Below are 20,603 nucleotides of genomic sequence, written 5' to 3' on the forward strand. Positions count from 1 at the left end.
TCGCTGTCATCAGCCCATCGCGACCTGGTCGCCCTTCACCCCGTGCTCGCGTTGGTCGAGCCACATCGTGCCGAGCGCGAACGCCAGCCACCCGAAATTGTAGGCAAAGCCCATGATCAGGATGACCCAGCCGGGAATCGGTCCGACCGCAGCGCGATCGACAAGCTCCGTCAAGGTCACCGCGGGCGTAGGATGGATAGCAATCTTGCCGTAATAGGCGGTCGCCTGGATGGCGAGAATCCAAACGTAGTTCCGACGCAGCCGCCGTCCCGCAGCGCGGACGAGCGAGATGTGGTGGCGGGGTGCAGTGTAGTCGCGCGCCAGGATAGCCTTCCAGCTGTCGTCGTGCGCTTCACCGGTGAAAATTGGCGCATAGAAATTCTTCTCGAGCCAACGAGCCCGGGCACGCCAGACATTGAAATAGCGATAACGCCGCGCCTCCATCCCGAGAAACACGGCAAGCAGCAGTCCGACGAGTACGAGCGGCAGAGGCGAAGCCTCCGGGCTCGAAAAGGTCGTCGACAGCGCGATGCCCATCGTGACGATCGACCAATTGGTCGTGTTGTCGAGCCGCGTTCGCCAGATCGTCGAGCGATAGACCTCGCCGCGGTAGAGATGAGCGATGGCGCCCATTTCGGCGGAATCGAAGGTATGTTGGGGGCTTGGTTCGCTGGAAGCCATAAGAGACATGGTGGGACTCCCGTGGTCTGCACAACTTTGCGCAGATCACATCCTGAACCAGGTCGGTCCCCGGGGCAAAGACAGATTCCTCACACCACCTGATGCACGTCGATCACCACGCGATCCGCATGGCGTGCGGCTGAGCCGACGAAGATGTGCTCCATCAGCCAGCGATACTTTTCGTGCCCGGTCTCGAACTTCGGCACGGTGCGGAAATAGATCAGCTTCGGATCGACCGGCTCGCCGCGCTTGAGCTTTTGCAGCAACTCGACCGGGCCGAAGCGCATGCCCTTGTTCTCGACATAGACGATGGCGCCGTCGTCGGTCTCGAAGGCGTATTTTGCCTCGAGGTCGATCAGCTCGTTGGGGCGGATGGTCTGGAAGTCGGCGCCGAACGGCAGCACCTTGCCATTGATCGCGCCCGTCACCGCGCCGCCGATGATCGGAATGATGCGGCGAACGCCGATGCCGGTCTCGCCGGCGGTGACGACGTCGCCGATGCGGGCGGTGATGGTGAAGACGTATTTTGTCTCTAGCGTCGGTGTGGTCATCGCTTCACCTCCTATGTATCGAACCAGCGTCGCTGCCTTCCCTTCTCCCCTTGTGGGAGAAGGTGGCGCGAAGCGCCGGATGAGGGGTTGTCTCCGCGAATTCAACTGCGGGCTGACGTGCCGAGCGAGACCCCTCACCCGTCTCGCCGCTATCGCGGCGAGCCACCCTCTCCCACAAGGGGAGAGGGGAAAGACAGCTCGCCGCTCTATCACGCACGCCTAATGCGCCATCATCCGCGTCGGCAGCCATGTCGCCAGCAGCGGGAACGCGATCAGGATCACGAGGCGCACGAGGTCCGTCGCCACGAACGGGATCACGCCCTTGAAGATCGTGGAGAAGGAGACGTCCTTCACCACGCTTTTGATGACGAAGACGTTCATGCCGACCGGCGGATGGATCAGGCCGAGCTCGACGGTCATGACGATGATGACGCCGAACCAGATCGGATCGAAGCCCAGATGGGTGATGACGGGGAAGATGATCGGCACGGTCAGGATGATCATCGCCATGGCGTCCATCAGGCAGCCCAGCACGAGATACATCACCATGATCAGCGCCAGCACGCCGTAGGGGCCGAGGCCGAGCCCCGTGAGGAATTCGGTGACCTTCTGCGGCGTCTGCGTCACCGTGAGGAAATAGCCGAAGATCAGGGCACCGATCAGCACGGTGAACACGGCGGCCGCGGTGCGCGTCGCCTGCAGCAGCGAGGCCAGGATCTTCTCGCGGTCGAGCCGGCCCGTGACGACGCCGATGATGAAGGCGCCCGCGGCGCCGACGCCGCCGGCTTCCGTTGGCGTGAAGCGCGGCAAAAAGGGCAGGCCGTAGAGGCCGCCGATGACGAAGATGAACAGCAGCACCGGCGCCCAGATGTCCTTCAATCCCGCAAAGCGCTCGCGCCACGGCAGCACCTTGCCCTTGGGCAGGAAGTCCGGGCGGAAATAGCCGATCAGGAAGATCGTGATCATGTACATGGTCATCGCCAGCAGGCCCGGAATGATGCCGGCGATGAACAGCTTTCCAATGTCCTGCTCGGTGATGATGCCGTAGACCGCGAGCACGGTGGAGGGCGGCAGCATCGCGCCCAGCGTGCCGCCGGCCGCGATCACGCCGGTGGCGAAGGACTGCGGATAGCCGAACCGGCGCATCTCGGGATAGGCCACGGCGGAGAAAGTCGCGGCGGTTGCGACGGAAGAGCCGCAGATCGCGGCAAAGCCGCCGCAGGCGCCGACGGTGGCGATGCCGAGCCCGCCGCGTAAGTGCCCGACAAAGCCGTTGGCGGCGCGGAACAGCTCGCGGCTCATGCCGGAATGGCTGACGAAGGAGCCCATCAGCAAAAACATCGGGATGACGCCGAAAGTGTAGTCCGTGACCGTGCGCATCGAGGTCTGGCCGACCAGCTTCAGCGCCGCCGTCCCGTTGACGAGATAGGCGAAGCCGGAGACGCCGACGAGGCCCATGGCCATGCCGACCGGCACGCGCAGCAGCATCAGGACGAACAGGGAAACGAAGCCGATAACGGCGACGGCATCGGTGCTCATGATTACTCCGTCGCCTTCAGCTTGGGGTCATGCATGTCTTCGGGATGGAAGATCAATCGGTAGGTGCGGATCGCGATCAGCAGCACCGCGGAGACGTCGCCGATCCAGGCGATCGCGAAGAACGGCCAGGTCGGCATGTGCATGTCGAAGGTCTGGACGTTGTCGTTGTAGGTGCCGCGCACCTTGTCGAACAGCGTCCAGGTCTGCACGGTCACGACGAACAGCAGCACCAGCGTCGCGAACACGTCGATCCAGCGCTGATAGCGCGGCCCGACATTGCCCCAGACGAGATCAACCGTGATGTGGGTGCCGCGATAGGAGGTCGCGGCGATGCCCCAGAAGATGAGGATGCCGAGCAGCATGCGGCCGATGTCGAAACTGTCGGGGATCGAATAGTTCAGCGTGTTGCGCAGCAGCACCGACAGGAAGATGTCGAGCGCGACGATGCCGACGAAGCCGGCCGCGATCCATTCGATCGTGTCGATGATGCGGTCCATCCAGGAGCGCTTCATGGGAGTTTCCTACGTGATGTCATTCTCGCTCTCGACTCCAGCCGCGGTCCTTCGCCTCTCCCCGCTTGCGGGGAGAGGCCGGAATTCGCGCGCTAGCGCGGATTCCGGGTGAGGGGGACTCTCCGCGAGTCCATTTGCCAGTATCTTTGCGGAAGCAGCCCCTCACCCCCGACCCTCTCCCCGTAAGAACGGGGCGAGGGAGAAGAAGAGAGCTGGCCGCGGCCGCGGCTTGGCGTCACTCCGCCAGAGCGTTGTACTTCTTCAGCGATGCCTTGAGGTCCGCGAGCGCGGCGTCCGGGTCAGCGCCGGCCTTTTTCGCGCCGTCGGACCAGGTCTTGACCAGCGGCTCGGCGGCCTTCTTCCAGGCAGCGGTCTGCTCGGGTGTCAGCTTGTAGACCTCGTGGCCGGATTCCGCCTTGACCTTGTCGATGCCGGCATCCTCGAACTTGCCCCAGTGCTCGCCGACCGCGCCGGCCATCTCGACCGTGCAATTCTTGTCGATCGCGGCCTTCTGCTTGTCGGACATCGAATTGTACTTGTCCTTGTTGATCACGAACACGAAGGTCGTGGTGTAGAGCGGCGCCTCCATGTCGTACTTGGTCACCTTGTCGATGCCGAACAGCACGAGGGAGCCCCAGGGGAAGGTGACGCCGTCGGCGACGCCGCGCTCGATGATGTCGCGCACTTCCGGCGCCGAGGACTGCACATTGGTGCCGCCGAGCGACGTCACGAAATTCGCCATGGTGGCATGCGCCGGGCGGATCTTCAGGCCTTTCACATCCTCCGGCATCACGATCTTCTTGGTCTTGGAGTGGAAGGAGGAGGGCGAGTGGACGAAGGCGAGGCAGTACTTGACGTCCTTCATCTCCTTCTCGGCATATTTGCGATACCAGGCGTCCAGCCCCATCGAGCCGCCCTTGGCATCCGAGATCAGGAACGGCAATTCGCCGGCGCCGATGATCGGGAAGCGGCCGGGCTGGTAGCCGGGATTGACATAGGTGACGTCGGCGATGCCGTCGCGCGCCATGTCGTAATGGTCGAACGCCTTGCCGAGCTGCTGGGCCGGAAACACCTTGCCCGTGATGGTGCCGCCGGAATCCTTGTTCACCGCGGCCACCCAGTCTTCCAGCGACTTCTGCAGCGGGTGCGACGCCGGCACCCAGTGCGAAACCTTCAGATCGAAGGTCTTGTCCTGCGCGAACGCAGGCGTCACGCTTGCTGCCAGCAGCAACGCCAGACAGGCTTTTCTCATCACGCGTCTCTCCCTGTTTTCGACCGCGGGCTTCGATGGCCCGGTCTCTTTAATTAACATGTTATCTAATTGGCCCGTGCGTTCAAGCCGGAACTGGCGCGGCGTGCCGCCGCGTCATCTATGTCAGCCATGTTGCATGGATTTGTCGCTGCCCGGGCGACCACCGCTCCCCTTTTGCCCAACCGTTATATGATATAATTATCGTGCGCGGCCTGAAGCGACAAGCGAGCCGCGATGAAAACCTACAGGATCGGGAGGAGCAAGTATTGCGGACAAAAGTCGCAATCATCGGGGCCGGGCCGGCTGGATTGTTGCTTGGGCAACTGCTGCATCAATACGGCATCGACAATCTCATCCTGGAGCGGCAGAGCCCGGATTACGTGCTCGGCCGCATCCGGGCCGGCCTCCTGGAGGAGGGAACCGTGGCGCTGCTCGACCAGATCGGCGCCAGCGCGCGGGCGCATGCCGAAGGCCTGCTGCATGAAGGCATCGAGCTCGCCTTTTCCGGCCGCCGTCATCGCATCGACATGAAGGCTGCGACCGGCAAAACGGTGATGATCTACGGCCAGACCGAGGTCACGCTCGACCTGATGAACGCGCGCAAGGCCGCGGGTCTCACCTCGGTCTACGAGGCCAGGGACGTGCAGCCGCACGATTTCGACGGCAGTCACCCGCGCGTAACCTACGTCAAGGACGGCGTCACCCATACGATTGACTGCGACTTCATCGCCGGCTGCGACGGCTTCCACGGCGTCAGCCGCGCCAGCGTCCCGGCCACGGCGATCGAGGAGTTCGAGCGGGTCTACCCGTTCGGCTGGCTCGGCATCCTCTCCGATACGCCGCCGGTCAGCCACGAGCTGATCTATTCCAACCACACCCGCGGCTTTGCGCTGTGCACCATGCGCTCGACCAGGCGCAGCCGTTACTATTTGCAGTGCGCGCTCGACGAGCATGTCGACCAATGGCCGGACGACCGCTTCTGGGACGAATTGAGGCGCCGGCTGGACCAGGAGGCCGCCGACAGCCTCGTCACCGGCCCCTCGATCGAGAAGAGCATCGCGCCTTTGCGCAGCTTCGTCGCCGAGCCGATGCGCTTCGGCCGGATGTTCCTGTGCGGCGACGCTGCCCACATCGTGCCGCCGACCGGCGCGAAGGGGCTGAACCTGGCTGCAAGCGACGCACATTATTTGTCGAGCGCGCTCCGCGAATTCTACGATGAGAAGTCGAGTGCCGGGATCAACGCCTATTCCGCCAAGGCGCTGGCGCGGGTCTGGAAAGCGGTGCGCTTCTCCTGGTGGATGACCTCGATGCTGCACAAATTCCCGGACACCGGCACCATCGGCGCGCGCATCCAGCTCGCCGAGCTCGACTACGTCACGCAGTCGCAGGCCGCGATGACGTCGCTGTCGGAGAACTATGTGGGGCTGCCGTTTTAGGGCGGCACTGACAGTGCCGTAGGGTGGGCAAAGCGAAGCGTGCCCACCAGCGCTATCAGTTGTGGAAGATGGTGGGCACGGCGCTTTGCGCCTTTGCCCACCCTACGGCATCGCGCCGCCTCTGCGCTTCAAACGCCCGCGCAAATCCCGTTTAAAACTTTGTAATTGATGCGTCCGTCACGTCCATCGCGTTCAATGCCGGCAATTCACCAGCAACGCGAGACACCCATGACCGACACCGACCTCCCCGACGGCTTCGAGCCGCTGTTCCGCAAGAGCCCGCTCACCGAGCCCTGGGAGCCGCTTTACTCCAGGAAGACCGACAAGGCCGTCATCATCGGCCTTCGCCTCGCCAGGCCGCATACCAACGGCCGCGGCCTGATCCATGGCGGCCTCATCGCCGCGCTCGCCGACAACGCCATGGGCTATAGCTGCGCGCAGGCGACGGGCTGGACCACGTCTTTCGTGACGGTCTCGCTCACGATTGATTTCGTCGGCTCCGCCGAGATTGGCCAGTGGCTTGCGATCGAGAGCGACGTGATCAGGACCGGCAAGACGATCTGTTTCGCGCAGAGCCTCGCAAAGGCCGACGATGCCGTGATCGCGCGGGCGAGCGGCACGTTCCGGGTGGTGCCGAAGAAAGGGTAGCTCCGCTCTCTCGTGTCCCGGACGCGGTGCGGCACGAAGTGCCGCTCCGCAGAGCCGGGACCCATCTATCGACTCGACCCTGGGCCGCTTTATGGGTCCCGGCTCTGCGCAGCAACGCTACGCGTTGCAGCGCGTCCGGGACAAGAGCGTCACCCGAACCGCCACTCCGCCGTCTCCACCACGAGATCGATGAACGCGCGCACCTTGGCCGAGAGCAGGCGCGATGTCGGATAGACGATGTGGATCGGCAGCGCCGGCTGCTCGTATTTGGCCAGCACGATCTTGAGCCGCCCGCGCTTCAGGCCCTCGGCGGCCTGATAGGCCAGCACGCGTGTCACGCCGCCGCCGGCTTCGGCATACTGCAGGGCGGCATCGGCACTGTTGCTGGTGAAGCGCGGGTTCGGCGTGACCTCGATGTCGCGGCCGTCCTGCACGAACCGCCAGTTCGCGGACGGGCCGAACGCGATGGTCTGGTGCGCCGGCAATTCTTCCGGCGTCTTCGGCTCGCCGTAGCGCTTCAGATAGCCCGGCGTCGCCACGGTGATCCGCCGCATCTCGCCGACCTGGCGCGCGACCAGCGAGGAATCGGCGAGATGGCCAATGCGGACGGCGGCGTCGACGGCGTCTTCCACGAGATTGACGAGGTGATCCGACAGCCTGAGCTCGCAGGCGACCTCGGGATAGCGTTTGAGGTAGGCTGTCATCACCGGCCCGACATGGAGCCGGCCGAAGCCGACCGGGGCCGACACCACCAGCCGCCCGCTCGGCCGGTTGCGCTCCTCCCGCGCGGAGCCGTCGGCCTCCTCGACATCGGCGAGGATGCGCCGGGCGCGCTCCAGATAGCGCGTGCCGACGTCGGTCAATCTGACCTGCCGGGTGGTCCGTTGCAGCAGCCGCGCGCCGAGATGGTCCTCCAGCGCCGCAATCAGCCGCGTCACCGCCGAAGGCGACAGCCGCAGCTTGCGTGCCGCCGGCGCGAAGCCGCGCAGATCGGCGACGGTGACGAAGACGTGCATGGCCTCGAGGCGGTCCATCACATTATTGCATATACTGCAATGATGAAGTGTCAAGCGGCCAGATTGTTTTAAGCGCTGGAAGGTCCACTTTAGAGAACGAAAAGACGCAGAGATGCGCCGGGATTCCAGGAGATATTCCGATGACGGCAACTCACACCTACGCCAGCGATGTGGCCTTCACGCCGGCGGTGAAATCGATCCAGACCCGAAAGGGATCACGCGAAGGCTATGCTGTTGCCGAGCAGCGCGGCTGGCGCACCGAAGTCGATGAGAACCTCGCGGCGTTCCTGGCTGATGCCAACAGTTTTTACTTCGCCACCGCCGCGGCTGATGGCCAGCCCTACATCCAGCACCGTGGCGGGCCGAAGGGCTTTTTGAAAGTGCTGGACAAGCAGACCTTGGCCTTCACGGACTACGCCGGCAACCGGCAATACATCACGCAAGGCAACCTGTCCGAAAATCCCAAGGCCTACATCTTCGTGATGGACTACGCCCATCGTCGCCGGGTGAAGATCTGGGGCGAGGCGCGCGTGGTCGAGGACGACGAGGCGATGACGACGGCCCTGATGCCGAAAGGCTACCGCGCGCGGCCGGAGCAGGTGGTCCTGTTCAAGATCACAGCGTGGGACACCAACTGCCCGCAGCACATCCCGCAGAAATTCGACGCCGCGGATGTCGCGGCGGCACTGGCGGCAAGGGATGCGCGGATTGCGGAGCTCGAGGCGGAGCTGGCGGCGTTGAAGGGGGAGAAGGCGGCGACATAAGCCGCTGCTTGCTTACCCTCCCCTGGAGGGGGAGGGTCGATCGCGCGCAGCGCGAGCGGGGTGGGGTGATCTCTCCACTCGGGCGCTGTTGGATGTGGAGAGACTTTCACCCCACCCCGTCTCACATTTCGCTGCGCTCCATGTGAGCCGACCCTCCCCCTCCAGGGGAGGGTAAGACAAATTACAGCCCGCTCGCGCCTTCATGCTGGAAGCCGAGATAGCTGGCCGCCACGCGCTCGTTCGCCGCGATGTCGCTGGCCTTGCCGCTGAGCACGAACTCGCCGAGCTCCATCACGTAAGCCTGGTCCGCGATTTTCAACGCGGCCTGCGCGTTCTGCTCGACCAGCAGCACGGAGACGCCGCTGGCGCGCAGCTCGGTGACGATGCGGAAGATGTCGGCGACGATGATCGGTGCGAGGCCGAGGCTGGGCTCGTCCAGCATCAGCAGTTTCGGCTCGCCCATCAGCGCGCGGCCCATCGCGAGCATCTGCTGCTCGCCACCGGAGAGCGTGCCGGCCAACTGCTTGCGCCGCTCCTTCAGCCGCGGAAACAGCGTGTAGACGCGCTCCATCGAGGCTTTCGCCTTGCTTTTCTCGATGCGGAAGGCCCCCAGCTCGAGATTGTCCTCGACATTCATGGTCACGAACAATTCGCGGTGCTCGGGGACGAGGCCAAGCCCCATCGCGACGCGGTCCTCGATGTCGAGCCGTGACAGATCCTGGCCTGCGAAGGTGACGCGGCCCTTCAGCGGCAGGATACCCATGATGGCCGACAGCAGCGTGGTCTTGCCGGCGCCATTGGCGCCGACGATGGTGACGATCTGGTTGGCGCCGACCTCGAGCGAGACCGAGCGCACGGCCTCGACCTTGCCATAGGCGACATGCGCGTCGGTGACGGACAACAGCGCGCTCATGCCGCCACTCCGAGATAGGCCTTGATCACTTCGGGGTTGGTCTTGATCGTGGCGGGCGTGCCTTCCGCGATCTTGGTGCCGAAATCGAGCACCACGATGCGGTCGGCGAGGTTCATCACGAAACCCATGTCGTGCTCGACCAGCAGCACGCTCATGCCGCCGTCGCGCAATTCGCGCAGCAGCGCGGCCAGCCGCTGCTTCTCCATGTGGCGCAGGCCGGCGGCCGGCTCGTCGAGCAGCAGCAGCATCGGGTCGACGCAGAGCGCGCGGGCGATCTCGACGATGCGCTGCTGGCCCAGCGAGAGCGAGCCTGCAAGCTGATGCATCTGCTCGGCGAGGCCGACCCGCTCGATCTGGCGGGCGGCCTCCGCGAGCAGCCTGGCTTCATCGGCGCGGTCGAGCCGCAGCATCGAGGCGATCGGCCCCGCATGGCCGCGCAGATGTGCGCCGATCGCGACGTTCTCCAGCACGGTCATGTCGGGGACGAGCTTCACATGCTGGAAGGTGCGGGAGATGCCGAGCTTGACGATCTCTTGCGGCGGCGCCCTGTCGACCTTCTTGCCGAGCACCGAGATCGAGCCCGATGTCGCCGACAGCACGCCGGTGATCAGGTTGAACGTCGTGCTCTTGCCGGCGCCGTTCGGCCCGATCAGCGCGACGATCTCGCGGGCCTGCACGTCGAAGGAGACGTTGTTGACCGCGATCACGCCGCCGAACTGTTTTCGCGCTTTCTCGACCTGGAGCAGCACGCCGTCTTGTCCGGACAGGCGGGTGCGCTGCTCCAGCTTCAGCGAGGTATCCGGCTTCCTGCCACTGGTGCGCTCCGGGAGGAATGACATCAGCCAGGGCCAGACGCCGCCGGGCGCGAGTTGCAGCAGCGCCACCAGCATGATGCCGAACACGATGGTCTCGACCTGCCCGGAGCCTGGCAGGATCAGCGGCAGATAGCTTTGCAGCACCTCCTTCAGGACCACGACGATCGCAGCGCCCAGCACGCCGCCCCAGACATAGCCGGCGCCGCCGACCACGGCGATGAAGAGATATTCGATGCCGGCCTGCGCGCCGAACGGCGTCGGGTTCACGGCGCGCTGGAGGTGCGCGTAGAGCCAGCCGGAGAGTCCGGCGAGCACGGCTGCATGGATGAACACCAGGAGCTTGGCGCGCGGCGTGTGCACGCCGAACGCCTCGGCCGCGACGTGCCCGCGGCGCAGCGCGCGGATGGCGCGGCCGGTGCGGGAGTCCAGCAGGTTCATCGTCAGCAGGGCCGAGAGGATCACCGCAACCCAGATCGCGTAATAGATCGAGCCGGGCGAGAGCATCTTGAACGCGCCGATCGACAGCGGCGGGATCGCCGAGATGCCGTCGTTTCTGCCCAGGAATTCCAGCTTGCTGAAGAGATAGAACAGGCCAAGTCCCCAGGCGAGCGTGCCGAGCGGCAGATAGTGCCCGGAGAGGCGGACGGTCACCAGCCCGAGCAGCACCGCCAACGATCCGCTGACCAGCAGCGACAGCGGCAGGGTCAGCCACGGCGACAGGCCATAGGCCGTCGACAGCACCGCGGTGGTGTAGGCGCCGAAGCCGACGAAGGCTGCCTGGCCGAACGAGGTCAGGCCGCCGACGCCGGTCAGCAGCACGAGGCCCATCGCGACGAGGGCGGCGAGGCCGATATTGTCGAGCAGCACGATCCAGAACGGCGGCATGCCCGGGACAAACGGGATCGCCGCCATGAGAAGCGCGAAGACGAGGATGGGAAGCCGGCTCTGCATCTTGGCGTCAGTCCTTCTCTTCCTCGACCGCGGGCGCGGCGAGCGAACGCAGCAGCAGCACGGGAATCAGCAGCATGAAAACGATCACCTCCTTGTAGTTGGAGGCATAGAAGGACGAGAACGCCTCGACGATGCCGACGACCAGCGCCGCGACGGCGGTCAGGGGATAGCTGACGAGGCCGCCGATGATCGCGGCGACGAAACCCTTGAGGCCGATCAGGAAGCCCGAGTCGTAGTAGAGCGTCGTGATCGGCACGATCATGATGCCCGACAGCGCGCCGATCACGGACGCCAGCAGGAAGGCGATCTGGCCGGACAGCGTGGTGCGGATGCCGGCAAGGCGGGCGCCGAGCCGGTTCACGGCGGTCGCGCGCAGCGCCTTGCCGTAGAGCGTCAGGCCGAAGAACAGCCAGAGCCCGACGATGAAGGCGACGGTGATGGCATAGACGGTGATGCTCTGGCCGGTGAAGCGCAGTGCACCGGCGGTGAAGGAGCCGGACAGTACGGCAGGTCCGCGCTGGCCTTCGGCGCCGAAGAACAGCAGGCCCAGGCCCTGAAGCGCGAGATGGACGCCCACCGAGGCGATCAGCAGCACCAGCACCGAAGTGTGCGCCAGCGGCTGGAACGCGATGCGGTAGAGATACAGACCGATCATCGCGACGATCACCAGCGACAGCGCGATGCAGACCGCCACCGGTGGCTTCTGGCTGGCGAAGTAGACGGTCAGCGCCAGCACGATGGCCGGCAGCACGATGTTGGCGACGAAGCTGCGCACGATCAGGCGCCCGTGCAGCGCCTTGCGCGCCACGAACAGGTCGAAGGCGAAGGCGCCGATACCGAGGGCCAGCGCGAGCTTGGCCGTGCCCGGCATCTGGCCCGCGGCCAGCGAGGCATAGGTTAGCGCGCCATAGGTGACGAATTCGCCCTGGGGGATCAGGATCACGCGGGTGACGGCGAACACCAGCACCAGCGCCAGGCCGAGCAGCGCATAGATGGCGCCATTGGTGATGCCGTCCTGTACCAGGAACAGCATGATGGTGGTATTCAAGACCGGACGCTCCCCCTCAAAGATCCGGACCCGTCCCCCCGATTGTGGTGGACGGTCCGCTCACAGCCATTGAAAAACGCTGACGATATTTGATATGGTCCATAACAATTATCAAATATAATCTCAAGGGTGGCGGAACGACCCGCCCCGAATTTAGCGGGATCACGAGCACGTGGCGATGACCGTTTCCAAAACCGCTGAAAAGTCTTCCGAAAAGTCCGGCGACGCGGCCAAGGGCCGCAAGGACGCCGCCGAGGCGCAGCCTGAAGCCCTCCAGCTTGGCGAACTCTCCGAGCAGCTCGGCTATGTGCTGAAGCGGGCGCAGCTCAAGGTGTTCGAGAACTTCCTGCGCTGCATGGCCTCGCTCCAGCTCACGCCCGCGCAGTTCTCCGTGCTGCTGCTGGTCGAGAAGAATCCGGGCCGTAACCAGACCGAGATCGCCTCGACCCTCGGCATCCTGCGCCCGAATTTCGTGGCCCTGCTCGACAATCTGGAGAGCCGCGACCTTTGCGCGCGGATCCGCTCCACCAACGACCGCCGCTCGCACATCCTGGTCTTGACCGACAAGGGCAAGGCCGTGCTGACGCGGGCGAAAAAGCTCGTCGCCACCAAGCACGAGTCGCGGCTGAACGAACTTTTGGGGCAGGCCAACCGCGAAGCCCTGCTGGCGATGCTCTCGAAGATCGCCAACGAGTTTTGAGGCTTACCCTCCCCTGGAGGGGGAGGGTCGGCTCATATTGAGCGCAGCGAAATATGAGACGGGGTGGGGTGACGGTCCCTCCGCGACGAACAGTGCCCAAGTGGAGAGATCACCCCACCCCGCTCGCGCTTTGCGCGATCGACCCTCCCCCTCCAGGGGAGGGTGGAAGTCTCAATCCACCAAGATCACCCTGATATCGTTCACGTTCGTCAGCGTCGGGCCCGGCATCAGCAGGTCTCCGGTCGCCTCGAAGAACGTGGTCGCGTCGTTGTTGTCCAGATACGCCTGCGGCTGAAGCCCCTGCGCCGTCATCTTCGCGAAGGTGGCCGCGTCGATCAGCGCACCGGCGGGATCGGTGGGGTGACCGGCGCCGCCGTCGGCGCCGTCGGTGTCACCGGCCAGCGCCGAGATGTCGGGCGTGTCTTTCAACAACGCGGCGAGCGCCAGCGCGTATTCCTGGTTCGGACCGCCGCGCCCATTGCCGCGCACGGTGACCGTGAGCTCGCCGCCGGAGAGGATCGCGATGCGCTTGCCTTGCGCGCGCGCATCTAGCGCCAGCTTCGCATGAGCGGCCGCGACCTCGCGCGCCTCGCCTTCGAGATCGGCGCCGAGATCGATGGTCTCGTAACCGGCCTCCTTGGCGAGCTTCACCGCCGCGTCGAGCGATTGCTTGGGACGCGCGATCAGTTCGAACGACGCGCGCGCGAAGGCGGCATCACCGGGCTTGCAGCTTTCGTTACTGGAATCATCGAGCGCGCGGCGGACGGTGTCGTCGACGGCGAGCTTGTATTTCGCGACGATCGCGCGCGCATCCGCCAGCGTGCTCGGATCCGGCACGGTCGGACCGGAGGCGATCGCCGAGGGATCGTCATGCGGCACGTCGGAGATCGCGAGCGTCACGATCTCGGCGGCATTTTGGCCGGCGCGCGCCAGCCGGCCGCCCTTGATCCGCGACAGATGTTTCCTGACGATGTTCATCTCGCCGATCGGCGCGCCCGAGCGCAGCAGCGCCTTGTTGACCGCCTGCTTCTGCGCGAAGCTGACGCCGTCCACCGGCGCGATCCAGTTCGCCGAGCCGCCGCCTGTGAGCAGCACCAGCAGCAGATCGTCGGGGCCGGCCTCGCCGGCGAGCGCGAGCGTATCGGCGGCGCCCTTCAAGCCGGCTTCATCAGGCACGGGATGGCCGGCCTCGACCACGCGGATGCGGCGCGTCGGCACGCCATAGCCGTGGCGGGTGGTGGCGATGCCGACGAGGCGCTCCGGCGCGAGCTTGAGCGTGTCGAGATAATGCCGCTCGGCGGCCGCGGCCATCGCGCCTGCGCCCTTGCCGGCGGCAAGGCAGATCACGCGTCCCCTTGGCGCGGGCCGCAAGTGAGCCGCCAGAATCGCGCTGGGATGGGCGGCGGCAACGGCGGCGTCGTAGAGCGCGCGGAGCAGGGGACGTCGGTCGGTCATGACGAGGGCCTTGAGCGGACGGAAGAGACGGGCGGCAGGCGTGCCGATCCCATGCCTACCGCATTGGCTGCGAAAGCGTAAGCAGGCTTTGCCATCATTCGATTGTGCAATCGCGTGATCATAATCGGGACGCAAAACAAAAACCCCCTGCGCGACCAGCGCAGGGGGTCTTGTCGCCTCGTGTGTGTCTGGCGACTAGCCGCCGACGTCGGCGCTGATCACGTCACCGAACAGCTCCCAGCGCTCGCCCTTGAATTTCTCGAGGCGGAGCTGGCTGATCGGCGCGAAGTCGGTCGCAGACGTGTTGATCTGGATTCCCGGCAGCAGCGCTTCGGTGCGGAAGTCCTTCACGTTCGCGGCTTGCTTCATGACGTTCTCGCGCGTGAGATTGTCGCCGCACTGCTTCAGCACATGAACCAGCGTCTGCGCCACCGCGTAGCCGACGATGGTGCCCTTGTCGAGCTTGTCGCCTTCCGGGAAGTATTTTGTCATGAAGGCGATAAATTCCTTCATGCCGGCGTCGTTGTTCCACTCGGGATCGGAGACGTCCTTCAGATAGTCGGCCGAGATGATGTCCTGGCCGTTCTCGAAGCCGGCCGGCTTCATCACGCTGCCGACGGAGGCCGAGACGTTGTTGAGGAAGTGCAGCGGCTTCCAGCCGATCTCGGCATTCTTCTTGATCGCTTGGGCGGCGAATTTCGGCGTCGTGATGTTCATGAAGACGTCGGCGCCGGTCGACTTCAGCTTCACGATGTGGTTGTCGATGGTCGGCTCGGAGGTCTCGTAGCTCTCTTCGATGATGATCATCGAGGCGGCTTTCGAGCCGAGGCCGTCCTTCAGGCCCTTCAGATAGTCCTTGCCGTAATCGTCGTTCTGGAAGAGCACGGCGATCTTGGCGTCCGGCTTGTTCTTGAGCAGCCACTTCGCATAGATCTGCGTTTCGCTCTGGTAATTGGGCTGCCAACCCATGGTCCAAGGGAAGTTCTGCGGATCGTTCCACTTGGTGGCGCCGGTCGCGACGAACAGCTGCGGCACCTTCTTCGAGTTCATGTATTTGTGGATCGCCGAGTTTGGCGGCGTACCGAGCGAGTTGAAGATGAAGAGCACCTCGTCACTCTCGACCAGCTTGCGGGCCTGCTCCACCGTCTTCGGCGGCGAGTAAGCGTCGTCATAGGAGATGAAATTGATCTTGCGGCCGTTGATGCCGCCCTCTTCGTTGATCTTCTTGAAGTAGGCGGCTTCGGTCCGTCCGATGATGCCGTAGGCGGAGGCCGGTCCGCTGTAGGGCATGATATTGCCGATCTTGATCTCGGTATCGGTCGCGCCGGTATCGTATTTCTTCTGGGCGGATGCGGTGGAGGCCGAGGCTGCAATGAGCGCAAGCGCCAGTGACGCGGCCGCAAGTTTGCCGGTGACAGCGGGCATTCCTATCTCCCTATTTTCTTGGTGTGTGTGCGTCCTTTTTTTGGCTTGACCGTTCTTGGCGACGTCGCCGCAATTCAACCCGATTTAGCAGGCGCCTTCAACAGAAAGCCCCCGCGACGGCGTCGCAGGGGCTGCTCCTTTAGTAGTCAGGGGCGCGTGTGCTCCCGTGTGCGACTGCGAGAAGGTGTCGCTTCCTCTGATTGACGAATATACTGCTATCAATCTTCGGTTTCGTAGGGTGGGCAAAGGCGCGCTCTTCGCGCCGTGCCCACGATCTGTCTGGGTTGGATCGAGGTGGTGGGCACGCTTCGCTTTGCCCACCCTACGAACTGTCGCCAAGCCATCTTGAGGTGAGAGCCTTCAGTGGCCGAGCCCGCTCGAGATGATGTCGCCGAACAGCTCCCATTTCCTGCCCTTGAACCGCATCATCTGGAGCTGCTCGATCGGAGCGAAATTATCGGCCGCGGTGTTGATCTTGATGCCGGGCAGCAGCGTGTCGGGCTCGAAATCCTTCAGGCTGGCGGCCTGCTTCATGACGTTGTCGCGGGTGAGATCGTCGCCGCACATTTGCAGCACCTTCACCATGGTCTGGGCCGCGCCATAGCCGAACACCACGCCGGCATCGAGCTTGTTGGCCTTGGGATCGAATTGCGCGAGGAAGTCATAGAACTTCTTCATGCCGTCATCGGCATTCCACTGCGGGTCGGAGCCGTCCTTGGCGTAGCTCGCCGACAGGATGCCTTGCGAGATCTCGAGCCCCGCCGGCTCGAGCACGCCCCCGACCGAGGCCGAGACGTTGGAGATGATGTGAACCGGATGCCAGTTGATCTCGGCCGCCTTCTTGATCGCCTGCGCTGCGAATTTCGGCGTGGTGATGCTGATGAAGACGTCGGCGCCCGACGCCTTCAGTTTCACGACGTGCTCGTCGATGGCGGGCTCCGAAGTGTCGTAGCCGTCTTCCAATACGATCATCGACGCCTTGGGGCCGAGGCCATCCTTCAGGCCCTTCAGATAATCCTTGCCGAAATCGTCGTTCTGGTAGAGCACGCCGATCTTCGCGTCCGGCTTCTCCTTCATGACGTATTTGGCGTAGATGCGCGCCTCGCTGGCGTAGCTCGGCTGCCAGCCCATGGTCCACGGATATTGCTTGGGGTCGTTCCACTTCGAGGCGCCGCTCGCCACGAACAATTGCGGCACCTTCTTCTCGTTCATGTATTTGCGGATGGCGCCGTTGGTGGAGGTGCCGAGCGAGCCGAAGATCAGCAGCACGCCGTCGCTCTCGACCAGCTTGCGTGCCTGTTCCACCGTCTTCGGCGGCGAATAGCCGTCGTCGTAGGAGATGAACTTGATCTTGCGGCCGTTGATGCCGCCTCCGGCATTGATCTTGTTGAAATAGGCTTCCTCGGCCTTGCCGATCGCGGCATAGGCGGAGGCCGGCCCGCTATAGGGCATGATGTTGCCGATCTTGATCTCGGTATCGGAAGCGCCGCTGTCGTATTTCTTTTGCGCGAGTGCCGGGCTGCTCATCGCAGTGCACAACGCGAGCGCGGCCGAAATGGCCACAACCTGAAATCGAACGGCAGTCATTTTTCTCCACCCGGAATGGATCGGCGCCGCATTGAACAAGATTGACGCCGGACGTCAACAAAAAGCCCCCGCGGTCGCCCGCGGGGGCTTTGTCGATTTGGACCAGGTTTGGACTATGACGTCAGCACGTCACTCGGAGGCGACGTCGCCGCTGATGATCTCGCCGAACAGTTCCCACTTCTCGCCCTTGAAGCGCTGCATCTGCAGCTGCGAAATCGGAGCGAAGTCGGTGGCGCTGGTGTTGATCTTGACGCCGGGCAGCAGGGTGTCCGGCGCAAAGTCCTTCAGGCTCGCCGCCTGCTTCATCAAATTGGCGCGGGTGAGGTCGTCACCGCACATTTCCAGAGTCTTGACGAGGGTCGATGCCGCGCCATAGCCGTAGACCATGCCGGTGTCGGTCTTGTCTGCGCCGGGCATGTACTTGTCGACGAACTCGTTCCACTTCTTCATGCCGGGGTCGTTGTTCCACTGCGGGTCGGTGGAGTCCTTGGCGTAGGCGGCCGACAGCACGTCCTGCGAGGCCTCGAAGCCGGCCGGCTTCATCACGCTGCCGACCGAGATCGACACGTTGGTGAGGATCTGGAGCGGCTTCCAGCTGAGCTCGGCGGTCTTCTTGATGGTCTGGGCCGCGAACTTCGGCGTCGCGTAGATCAGCAGCACGTCGGGATTGGCGGCCTTGATCTTGACGATGTGGCCGTCGATCGACGGCTCGGAGATCTCATAGCTCTCTTCCATGATGATCATCGACGCGCCCTTGGCGCCGAGACCGTCCTTGGTGCCCTTGAGGTAGTCTTTGCCGAAATCGTCGTTCTGATAGAGGATCGCGACCTTGGCGTTCGGCTTCTCCTTCATCAGCCATTTCGCGTAGATCTGCGCTTCGCTCTGGTAGGACGGCTGCCAGCCCATGGTCCAGGGGAAGCCCTTCGGGTCGTTCCACTTGGTGGCGCCGGTGGCGACGAAGAGCTGCGGGATCTTCTTGGCGTTCAGGTACTTCTGGATCGCGGTGTTCGAGGGCGTGCCGAGCGGATTGTACACGGCCAGCACCTCGTCGCTCTCGACGAGCTTGCGGACCTGCTCGACCGCCTTCGGCGGCGAATAGGCGTCGTCATAGGTGACGAAGTTGATCTTGCGGCCGTTGATGCCGCCCTTGTCGTTGATCATCTTGAAATAGGCTTCTTCGGTCTTGCCGATGATGCCATAGGCCGACGCCGGACCGCTGTACGGCATGATGTTGCCGATCTTGATCTCGGTGTCACTTGCGCCGGTGTCGTATTTCTTCTGGGCGAGTGCTGCGCTGGAGGCGAGGGTTGCGACCGCAGTCGCGAGCGCTGCGGTTCGCAGTGTTGTTCCGAAAAGCAATTGGGTCTCCTTGGTTAAACAAACAGCGTGACGAAAGTTTCAGTTCTTCCTGAGCTTGCCGGCGAGTTGCTGGCCCAGGATCGCGACCTGCCTTGCGCCGTGCGGCACGAGGTAGATGACGAGGAACAGCAGCACGCCGAACACGGCGCCGGAGAGGCCTTTGGAAATGCTCTCCGCCATGTTCGGCACGAAGATGATGAAGGCCGCACCGACGAACGAGCCGGGCAGCCAGCCGACGCCGCCGACGACCATGCCGAGGAACAGCGAGATCGCGAGCGTGATGGTGTAGCTGTCGGGCGCCACGAACTGCACCGCGATGGCGCCGAGCGAGCCGGCGACGCCGGTGATCGCCGCCGACACGCCGAAGGCCAGCGTCTTGTAGAGCGCGACGTTGACACCCATCGAGGAAGCCGCGATCTCGTTGTCCCGGATTGCCATGAAGGCGCGGCCGGACCTCGAGCGCAACAGGTTCACGGAGAAGATGTAGATCGCAATCGTCACGATGAGCGTGAAGTAGTACAGCCACATGTCCTGCGACATCGGCAGGCCGAACGGCGCGTCGGGCTTGGTGACGACGAGGCCCTGCACGCCGCCGGTCCAGTGTTCCAGGAAGTTCAGCTTCAGGAGCTGCGGCATCGCGGTGGCGAGTGCGAAGGTCGCAAGCGCGAGATAGACGCCCGACAGCCGCAGGGCCGGTTTGCCGAACAGGTAACCGAACCCGAAGCAGACCGCGGCGGAAACCGGAATGGTCAGCGCGTAGTTGATGTTGGCGTGCTCCATCAGCACCGCCGACGTATAGGCGCCGACTGCATAGAACGCGCTCTGGCCGAGCGAGAACTGGCCGGAACCGCCGGTCAGGATGTTCAGCGCCAGCACGGCAAGTCCGTAGATCAGGAGCATCGTCATCTGGAAGATGATGAAGTTCTTGACGAACACCGGCACGATCAGGAGCACCGCCAGCACCACCAGCGAGGTGCCGGTGCCCAGGGTCATGGCCCGCTTCGGAACGGCCTCGACCGCCTGGTGGCCTTCTGCAACGACTTCTTCTGCAGCGCTCATGATCAAACTCGCTTGACGATGTGCCGGCCGAACAGGCCAGCGGGTTTGACGACCAGGACGGAGATGATCAGCGCGAGCGCGATCGGGAGTTTCAGCTCGTTGCCGACGCCGGGGATGTAGGTGCCGGCGAGGTTCTCGAAGATGCCGACCAGGAAGCCGCCGACCACGGCGCCGAACGGGCTGGTCAGACCGCCGAGCACCGCGGCGGCAAAGCCGTAGATCAGCACGCCGCCCATCATGTTGGGCTCGAGGAACACGACCGGAGCAATCAGCATGCCGGCGATCGCGCCGATCGCGGTCGCCATGCCCCAGCCGAGCGCGATCATCCAGGACGTGTTGATGCCGACCAGCCGGGCCGATTCAGGCACGGAGGCGGCCGCACGCATCGCAAGGCCGATGCGCGTGTATTGGAAGAAGAAGTAGAGGCCGAGCAGCAGCAGCACCGTGACGCCGATCATGCCGGCCTGGTGGGTCGAGATCAGCTGGCTGCCCAGGAACGGCGCGGAGCCGAACGGGGTCGGGTACTGCTTGATGGTGAAGTCCCAGATCAGGCCGGCCGAGGAGTTGATGATCGCGAACAGCGCGATGAAGCCGGCGACGTTGGTCAGCACCGGCGCTTTCGCCAGCGGCTTGAACAGAATGCGCTCGATCGCGATGCCGGCGACGAAGGAGAACGCCAGCGTGATCACGAAGGCGGCCCAGTAAGGCACGCCCCACTGCATCAACTGCCAGGAGATGAAGGTCGAGAACATCGCCATCTCGCCCTGCGCGAAGTTGAGATGGTCGATCGCCTGGTAGATCATGACCACGGCCAGCGCCATGCAGGCGTAGATCGCGCCCGTGGCGATGCCGGCCAGCACTTGGTTGGTGAACAGCTCCATCGTGCCGGCTC

General features: G+C 64.1%; 19 protein-coding genes. 4 read left to right on the top strand and 15 right to left on the bottom strand.

Annotated elements, in window-relative coordinates; all coding sequences use genetic code 11:
• Positions 1-9: 9 nt before the first annotated feature.
• The 5 genes from NLM15_RS05015 to NLM15_RS05035 form a co-directional block, all read right to left on the bottom strand.
• Positions 10-690 (bottom strand): DUF2270 domain-containing protein, encoded by a 681-nt coding sequence (locus NLM15_RS05015; protein WP_254115912.1) that lies wholly within the window; start codon positions 688-690, stop codon positions 10-12.
• A gap of 80 nt (positions 691-770) precedes the next feature.
• On the bottom strand, positions 771-1,232 hold the full coding sequence (locus tag NLM15_RS05020; RefSeq protein ID WP_254115913.1) for a DUF3237 domain-containing protein: 462 nt from the start codon (positions 1,230-1,232) through the stop codon (positions 771-773).
• A 219-nt stretch (positions 1,233-1,451) separates the two neighbouring features.
• Positions 1,452-2,771 (bottom strand): TRAP transporter large permease, encoded by a 1,320-nt coding sequence (locus NLM15_RS05025; RefSeq protein ID WP_254115914.1) that lies wholly within the window; start codon positions 2,769-2,771, stop codon positions 1,452-1,454.
• A gap of 2 nt (positions 2,772-2,773) precedes the next feature.
• Positions 2,774-3,283, bottom strand: a complete 510-nt coding sequence (locus NLM15_RS05030; protein ID WP_194404518.1) for a TRAP transporter small permease — start codon at positions 3,281-3,283, stop codon at positions 2,774-2,776.
• Between the two features lie 235 nt (positions 3,284-3,518).
• On the bottom strand, positions 3,519-4,535 hold the full coding sequence (locus NLM15_RS05035) for a TRAP transporter substrate-binding protein (RefSeq protein ID WP_254115915.1): 1,017 nt from the start codon (positions 4,533-4,535) through the stop codon (positions 3,519-3,521).
• Positions 4,536-4,801: 266 nt separating this feature from the next.
• Here NLM15_RS05035 and pobA point away from each other — a divergent pair, with 266 nt between their 5' ends.
• Together pobA and NLM15_RS05045 are read left to right on the top strand one after the other, a co-directional pair.
• Positions 4,802-5,971, top strand: coding sequence for a 4-hydroxybenzoate 3-monooxygenase (gene pobA / locus NLM15_RS05040; protein ID WP_254115918.1), 1,170 nt, complete (start codon positions 4,802-4,804; stop codon positions 5,969-5,971).
• Positions 5,972-6,199: 228 nt separating this feature from the next.
• A complete protein-coding gene (locus NLM15_RS05045) occupies positions 6,200-6,619 on the top strand; it encodes a PaaI family thioesterase (protein ID WP_254115919.1) in 420 nt (139 codons plus the stop codon).
• Positions 6,620-6,768: 149 nt separating this feature from the next.
• Here NLM15_RS05045 and NLM15_RS05050 read toward each other — a convergent pair whose 3' ends face one another.
• A complete protein-coding gene (locus tag NLM15_RS05050; protein ID WP_254115921.1) occupies positions 6,769-7,653 on the bottom strand; it encodes a LysR family transcriptional regulator in 885 nt (294 codons plus the stop codon).
• 122 nt (positions 7,654-7,775) lie between these two features.
• Here NLM15_RS05050 and NLM15_RS05055 point away from each other — a divergent pair, with 122 nt between their 5' ends.
• Positions 7,776-8,399, top strand: a complete 624-nt coding sequence (locus NLM15_RS05055; RefSeq protein WP_254115922.1) for a pyridoxamine 5'-phosphate oxidase family protein — start codon at positions 7,776-7,778, stop codon at positions 8,397-8,399.
• 181 nt (positions 8,400-8,580) lie between these two features.
• Here NLM15_RS05055 and NLM15_RS05060 read toward each other — a convergent pair whose 3' ends face one another.
• The 3 genes from NLM15_RS05060 to NLM15_RS05070 are packed head-to-tail and all read right to left on the bottom strand — an operon-like array spanning position 8,581 to position 12,126.
• Positions 8,581-9,312: an ABC transporter ATP-binding protein gene (locus tag NLM15_RS05060; protein WP_254115925.1), complete on the bottom strand. Its 732-nt coding sequence runs from the start codon at positions 9,310-9,312 to the stop codon at positions 8,581-8,583.
• Entirely contained in the window at positions 9,309-11,078 is a 1,770-nt protein-coding gene (locus tag NLM15_RS05065) for an ATP-binding cassette domain-containing protein (RefSeq protein ID WP_254115927.1), read from the bottom strand. Before NLM15_RS05065 ends, NLM15_RS05060 begins: the two co-directional genes overlap by 4 nt.
• 7 nt (positions 11,079-11,085) lie before the next feature.
• Positions 11,086-12,126 carry a branched-chain amino acid ABC transporter permease gene (locus tag NLM15_RS05070; protein WP_254115929.1) on the bottom strand — a complete coding sequence of 347 codons (1,041 nt, stop codon included), beginning with the start codon at positions 12,124-12,126 and terminating at the stop codon, positions 11,086-11,088.
• Positions 12,127-12,304: 178 nt separating this feature from the next.
• Between NLM15_RS05070 and NLM15_RS05075 the strand changes: the two genes are divergently transcribed.
• Positions 12,305-12,826, top strand: coding sequence for a MarR family winged helix-turn-helix transcriptional regulator (locus tag NLM15_RS05075; protein WP_254115931.1), 522 nt, complete (start codon positions 12,305-12,307; stop codon positions 12,824-12,826).
• 171 nt (positions 12,827-12,997) lie between these two features.
• On the opposite strand, the gene NLM15_RS05080 is transcribed toward NLM15_RS05075, so the two are convergent.
• The 6 genes from NLM15_RS05080 to NLM15_RS05105 all read right to left on the bottom strand — a co-directional run bounded on the left by NLM15_RS05080 (position 12,998) and on the right by NLM15_RS05105 (position 20,592).
• A complete protein-coding gene (locus NLM15_RS05080; protein ID WP_254115933.1) occupies positions 12,998-14,281 on the bottom strand; it encodes a glycerate kinase in 1,284 nt (427 codons plus the stop codon).
• Positions 14,282-14,476: 195 nt separating this feature from the next.
• Positions 14,477-15,706: an ABC transporter substrate-binding protein gene (locus tag NLM15_RS05085; protein ID WP_254115936.1), complete on the bottom strand. Its 1,230-nt coding sequence runs from the start codon at positions 15,704-15,706 to the stop codon at positions 14,477-14,479.
• A gap of 360 nt (positions 15,707-16,066) precedes the next feature.
• Positions 16,067-17,293: an ABC transporter substrate-binding protein gene (locus tag NLM15_RS05090; RefSeq protein ID WP_254115938.1), complete on the bottom strand. Its 1,227-nt coding sequence runs from the start codon at positions 17,291-17,293 to the stop codon at positions 16,067-16,069.
• Between the two features lie 129 nt (positions 17,294-17,422).
• Positions 17,423-18,652 (bottom strand): ABC transporter substrate-binding protein, encoded by a 1,230-nt coding sequence (locus tag NLM15_RS05095; protein ID WP_254115939.1) that lies wholly within the window; start codon positions 18,650-18,652, stop codon positions 17,423-17,425.
• Between the two features lie 39 nt (positions 18,653-18,691).
• Positions 18,692-19,711 carry a branched-chain amino acid ABC transporter permease gene (locus tag NLM15_RS05100; protein ID WP_254115941.1) on the bottom strand — a complete coding sequence of 340 codons (1,020 nt, stop codon included), beginning with the start codon at positions 19,709-19,711 and terminating at the stop codon, positions 18,692-18,694.
• 2 nt (positions 19,712-19,713) lie between these two features.
• A complete protein-coding gene (locus NLM15_RS05105; RefSeq protein ID WP_254115942.1) occupies positions 19,714-20,592 on the bottom strand; it encodes a branched-chain amino acid ABC transporter permease in 879 nt (292 codons plus the stop codon).
• Positions 20,593-20,603: the final 11 nt, after the last annotated feature.

Origin of the sequence: Bradyrhizobium sp. CCGB20 (assembly GCF_024199855.1) — a bacterium.
GTDB lineage: Bacteria > Pseudomonadota > Alphaproteobacteria > Rhizobiales > Xanthobacteraceae > Bradyrhizobium.

Excerpts from the sequence above, each read along its gene's own strand:
- NLM15_RS05015 (WP_254115912.1), bottom strand. The coding sequence starts at position 690 with ATGTCTCTTATGGCTTCCAGCGAACCAAGCCCCCAACATACCTTCGAT.
- NLM15_RS05020 (WP_254115913.1), bottom strand. The coding sequence starts at position 1,232 with ATGACCACACCGACGCTAGAGACAAAATACGTCTTCACCATCACCGCC.
- NLM15_RS05025 (WP_254115914.1), bottom strand. The coding sequence starts at position 2,771 with ATGAGCACCGATGCCGTCGCCGTTATCGGCTTCGTTTCCCTGTTCGTC.
- NLM15_RS05030 (WP_194404518.1), bottom strand. The coding sequence starts at position 3,283 with ATGAAGCGCTCCTGGATGGACCGCATCATCGACACGATCGAATGGATC.
- NLM15_RS05035 (WP_254115915.1), bottom strand. The coding sequence starts at position 4,535 with ATGAGAAAAGCCTGTCTGGCGTTGCTGCTGGCAGCAAGCGTGACGCCT.
- NLM15_RS05045 (WP_254115919.1), top strand. The coding sequence starts at position 6,200 with ATGACCGACACCGACCTCCCCGACGGCTTCGAGCCGCTGTTCCGCAAG.
- NLM15_RS05050 (WP_254115921.1), bottom strand. The coding sequence starts at position 7,653 with ATGGACCGCCTCGAGGCCATGCACGTCTTCGTCACCGTCGCCGATCTG.
- NLM15_RS05055 (WP_254115922.1), top strand. The coding sequence starts at position 7,776 with ATGACGGCAACTCACACCTACGCCAGCGATGTGGCCTTCACGCCGGCG.
- NLM15_RS05060 (WP_254115925.1), bottom strand. The coding sequence starts at position 9,312 with ATGAGCGCGCTGTTGTCCGTCACCGACGCGCATGTCGCCTATGGCAAG.
- NLM15_RS05065 (WP_254115927.1), bottom strand. The coding sequence starts at position 11,078 with ATGCAGAGCCGGCTTCCCATCCTCGTCTTCGCGCTTCTCATGGCGGCG.
- NLM15_RS05075 (WP_254115931.1), top strand. The coding sequence starts at position 12,305 with ATGACCGTTTCCAAAACCGCTGAAAAGTCTTCCGAAAAGTCCGGCGAC.
- NLM15_RS05080 (WP_254115933.1), bottom strand. The coding sequence starts at position 14,281 with ATGACCGACCGACGTCCCCTGCTCCGCGCGCTCTACGACGCCGCCGTT.
- NLM15_RS05085 (WP_254115936.1), bottom strand. The coding sequence starts at position 15,706 with ATGCCCGCTGTCACCGGCAAACTTGCGGCCGCGTCACTGGCGCTTGCG.
- NLM15_RS05090 (WP_254115938.1), bottom strand. The coding sequence starts at position 17,293 with ATGACTGCCGTTCGATTTCAGGTTGTGGCCATTTCGGCCGCGCTCGCG.
- NLM15_RS05100 (WP_254115941.1), bottom strand. The coding sequence starts at position 19,711 with ATGAGCGCTGCAGAAGAAGTCGTTGCAGAAGGCCACCAGGCGGTCGAG.
- NLM15_RS05105 (WP_254115942.1), bottom strand. The coding sequence starts at position 20,592 with ATGGAGCTGTTCACCAACCAAGTGCTGGCCGGCATCGCCACGGGCGCG.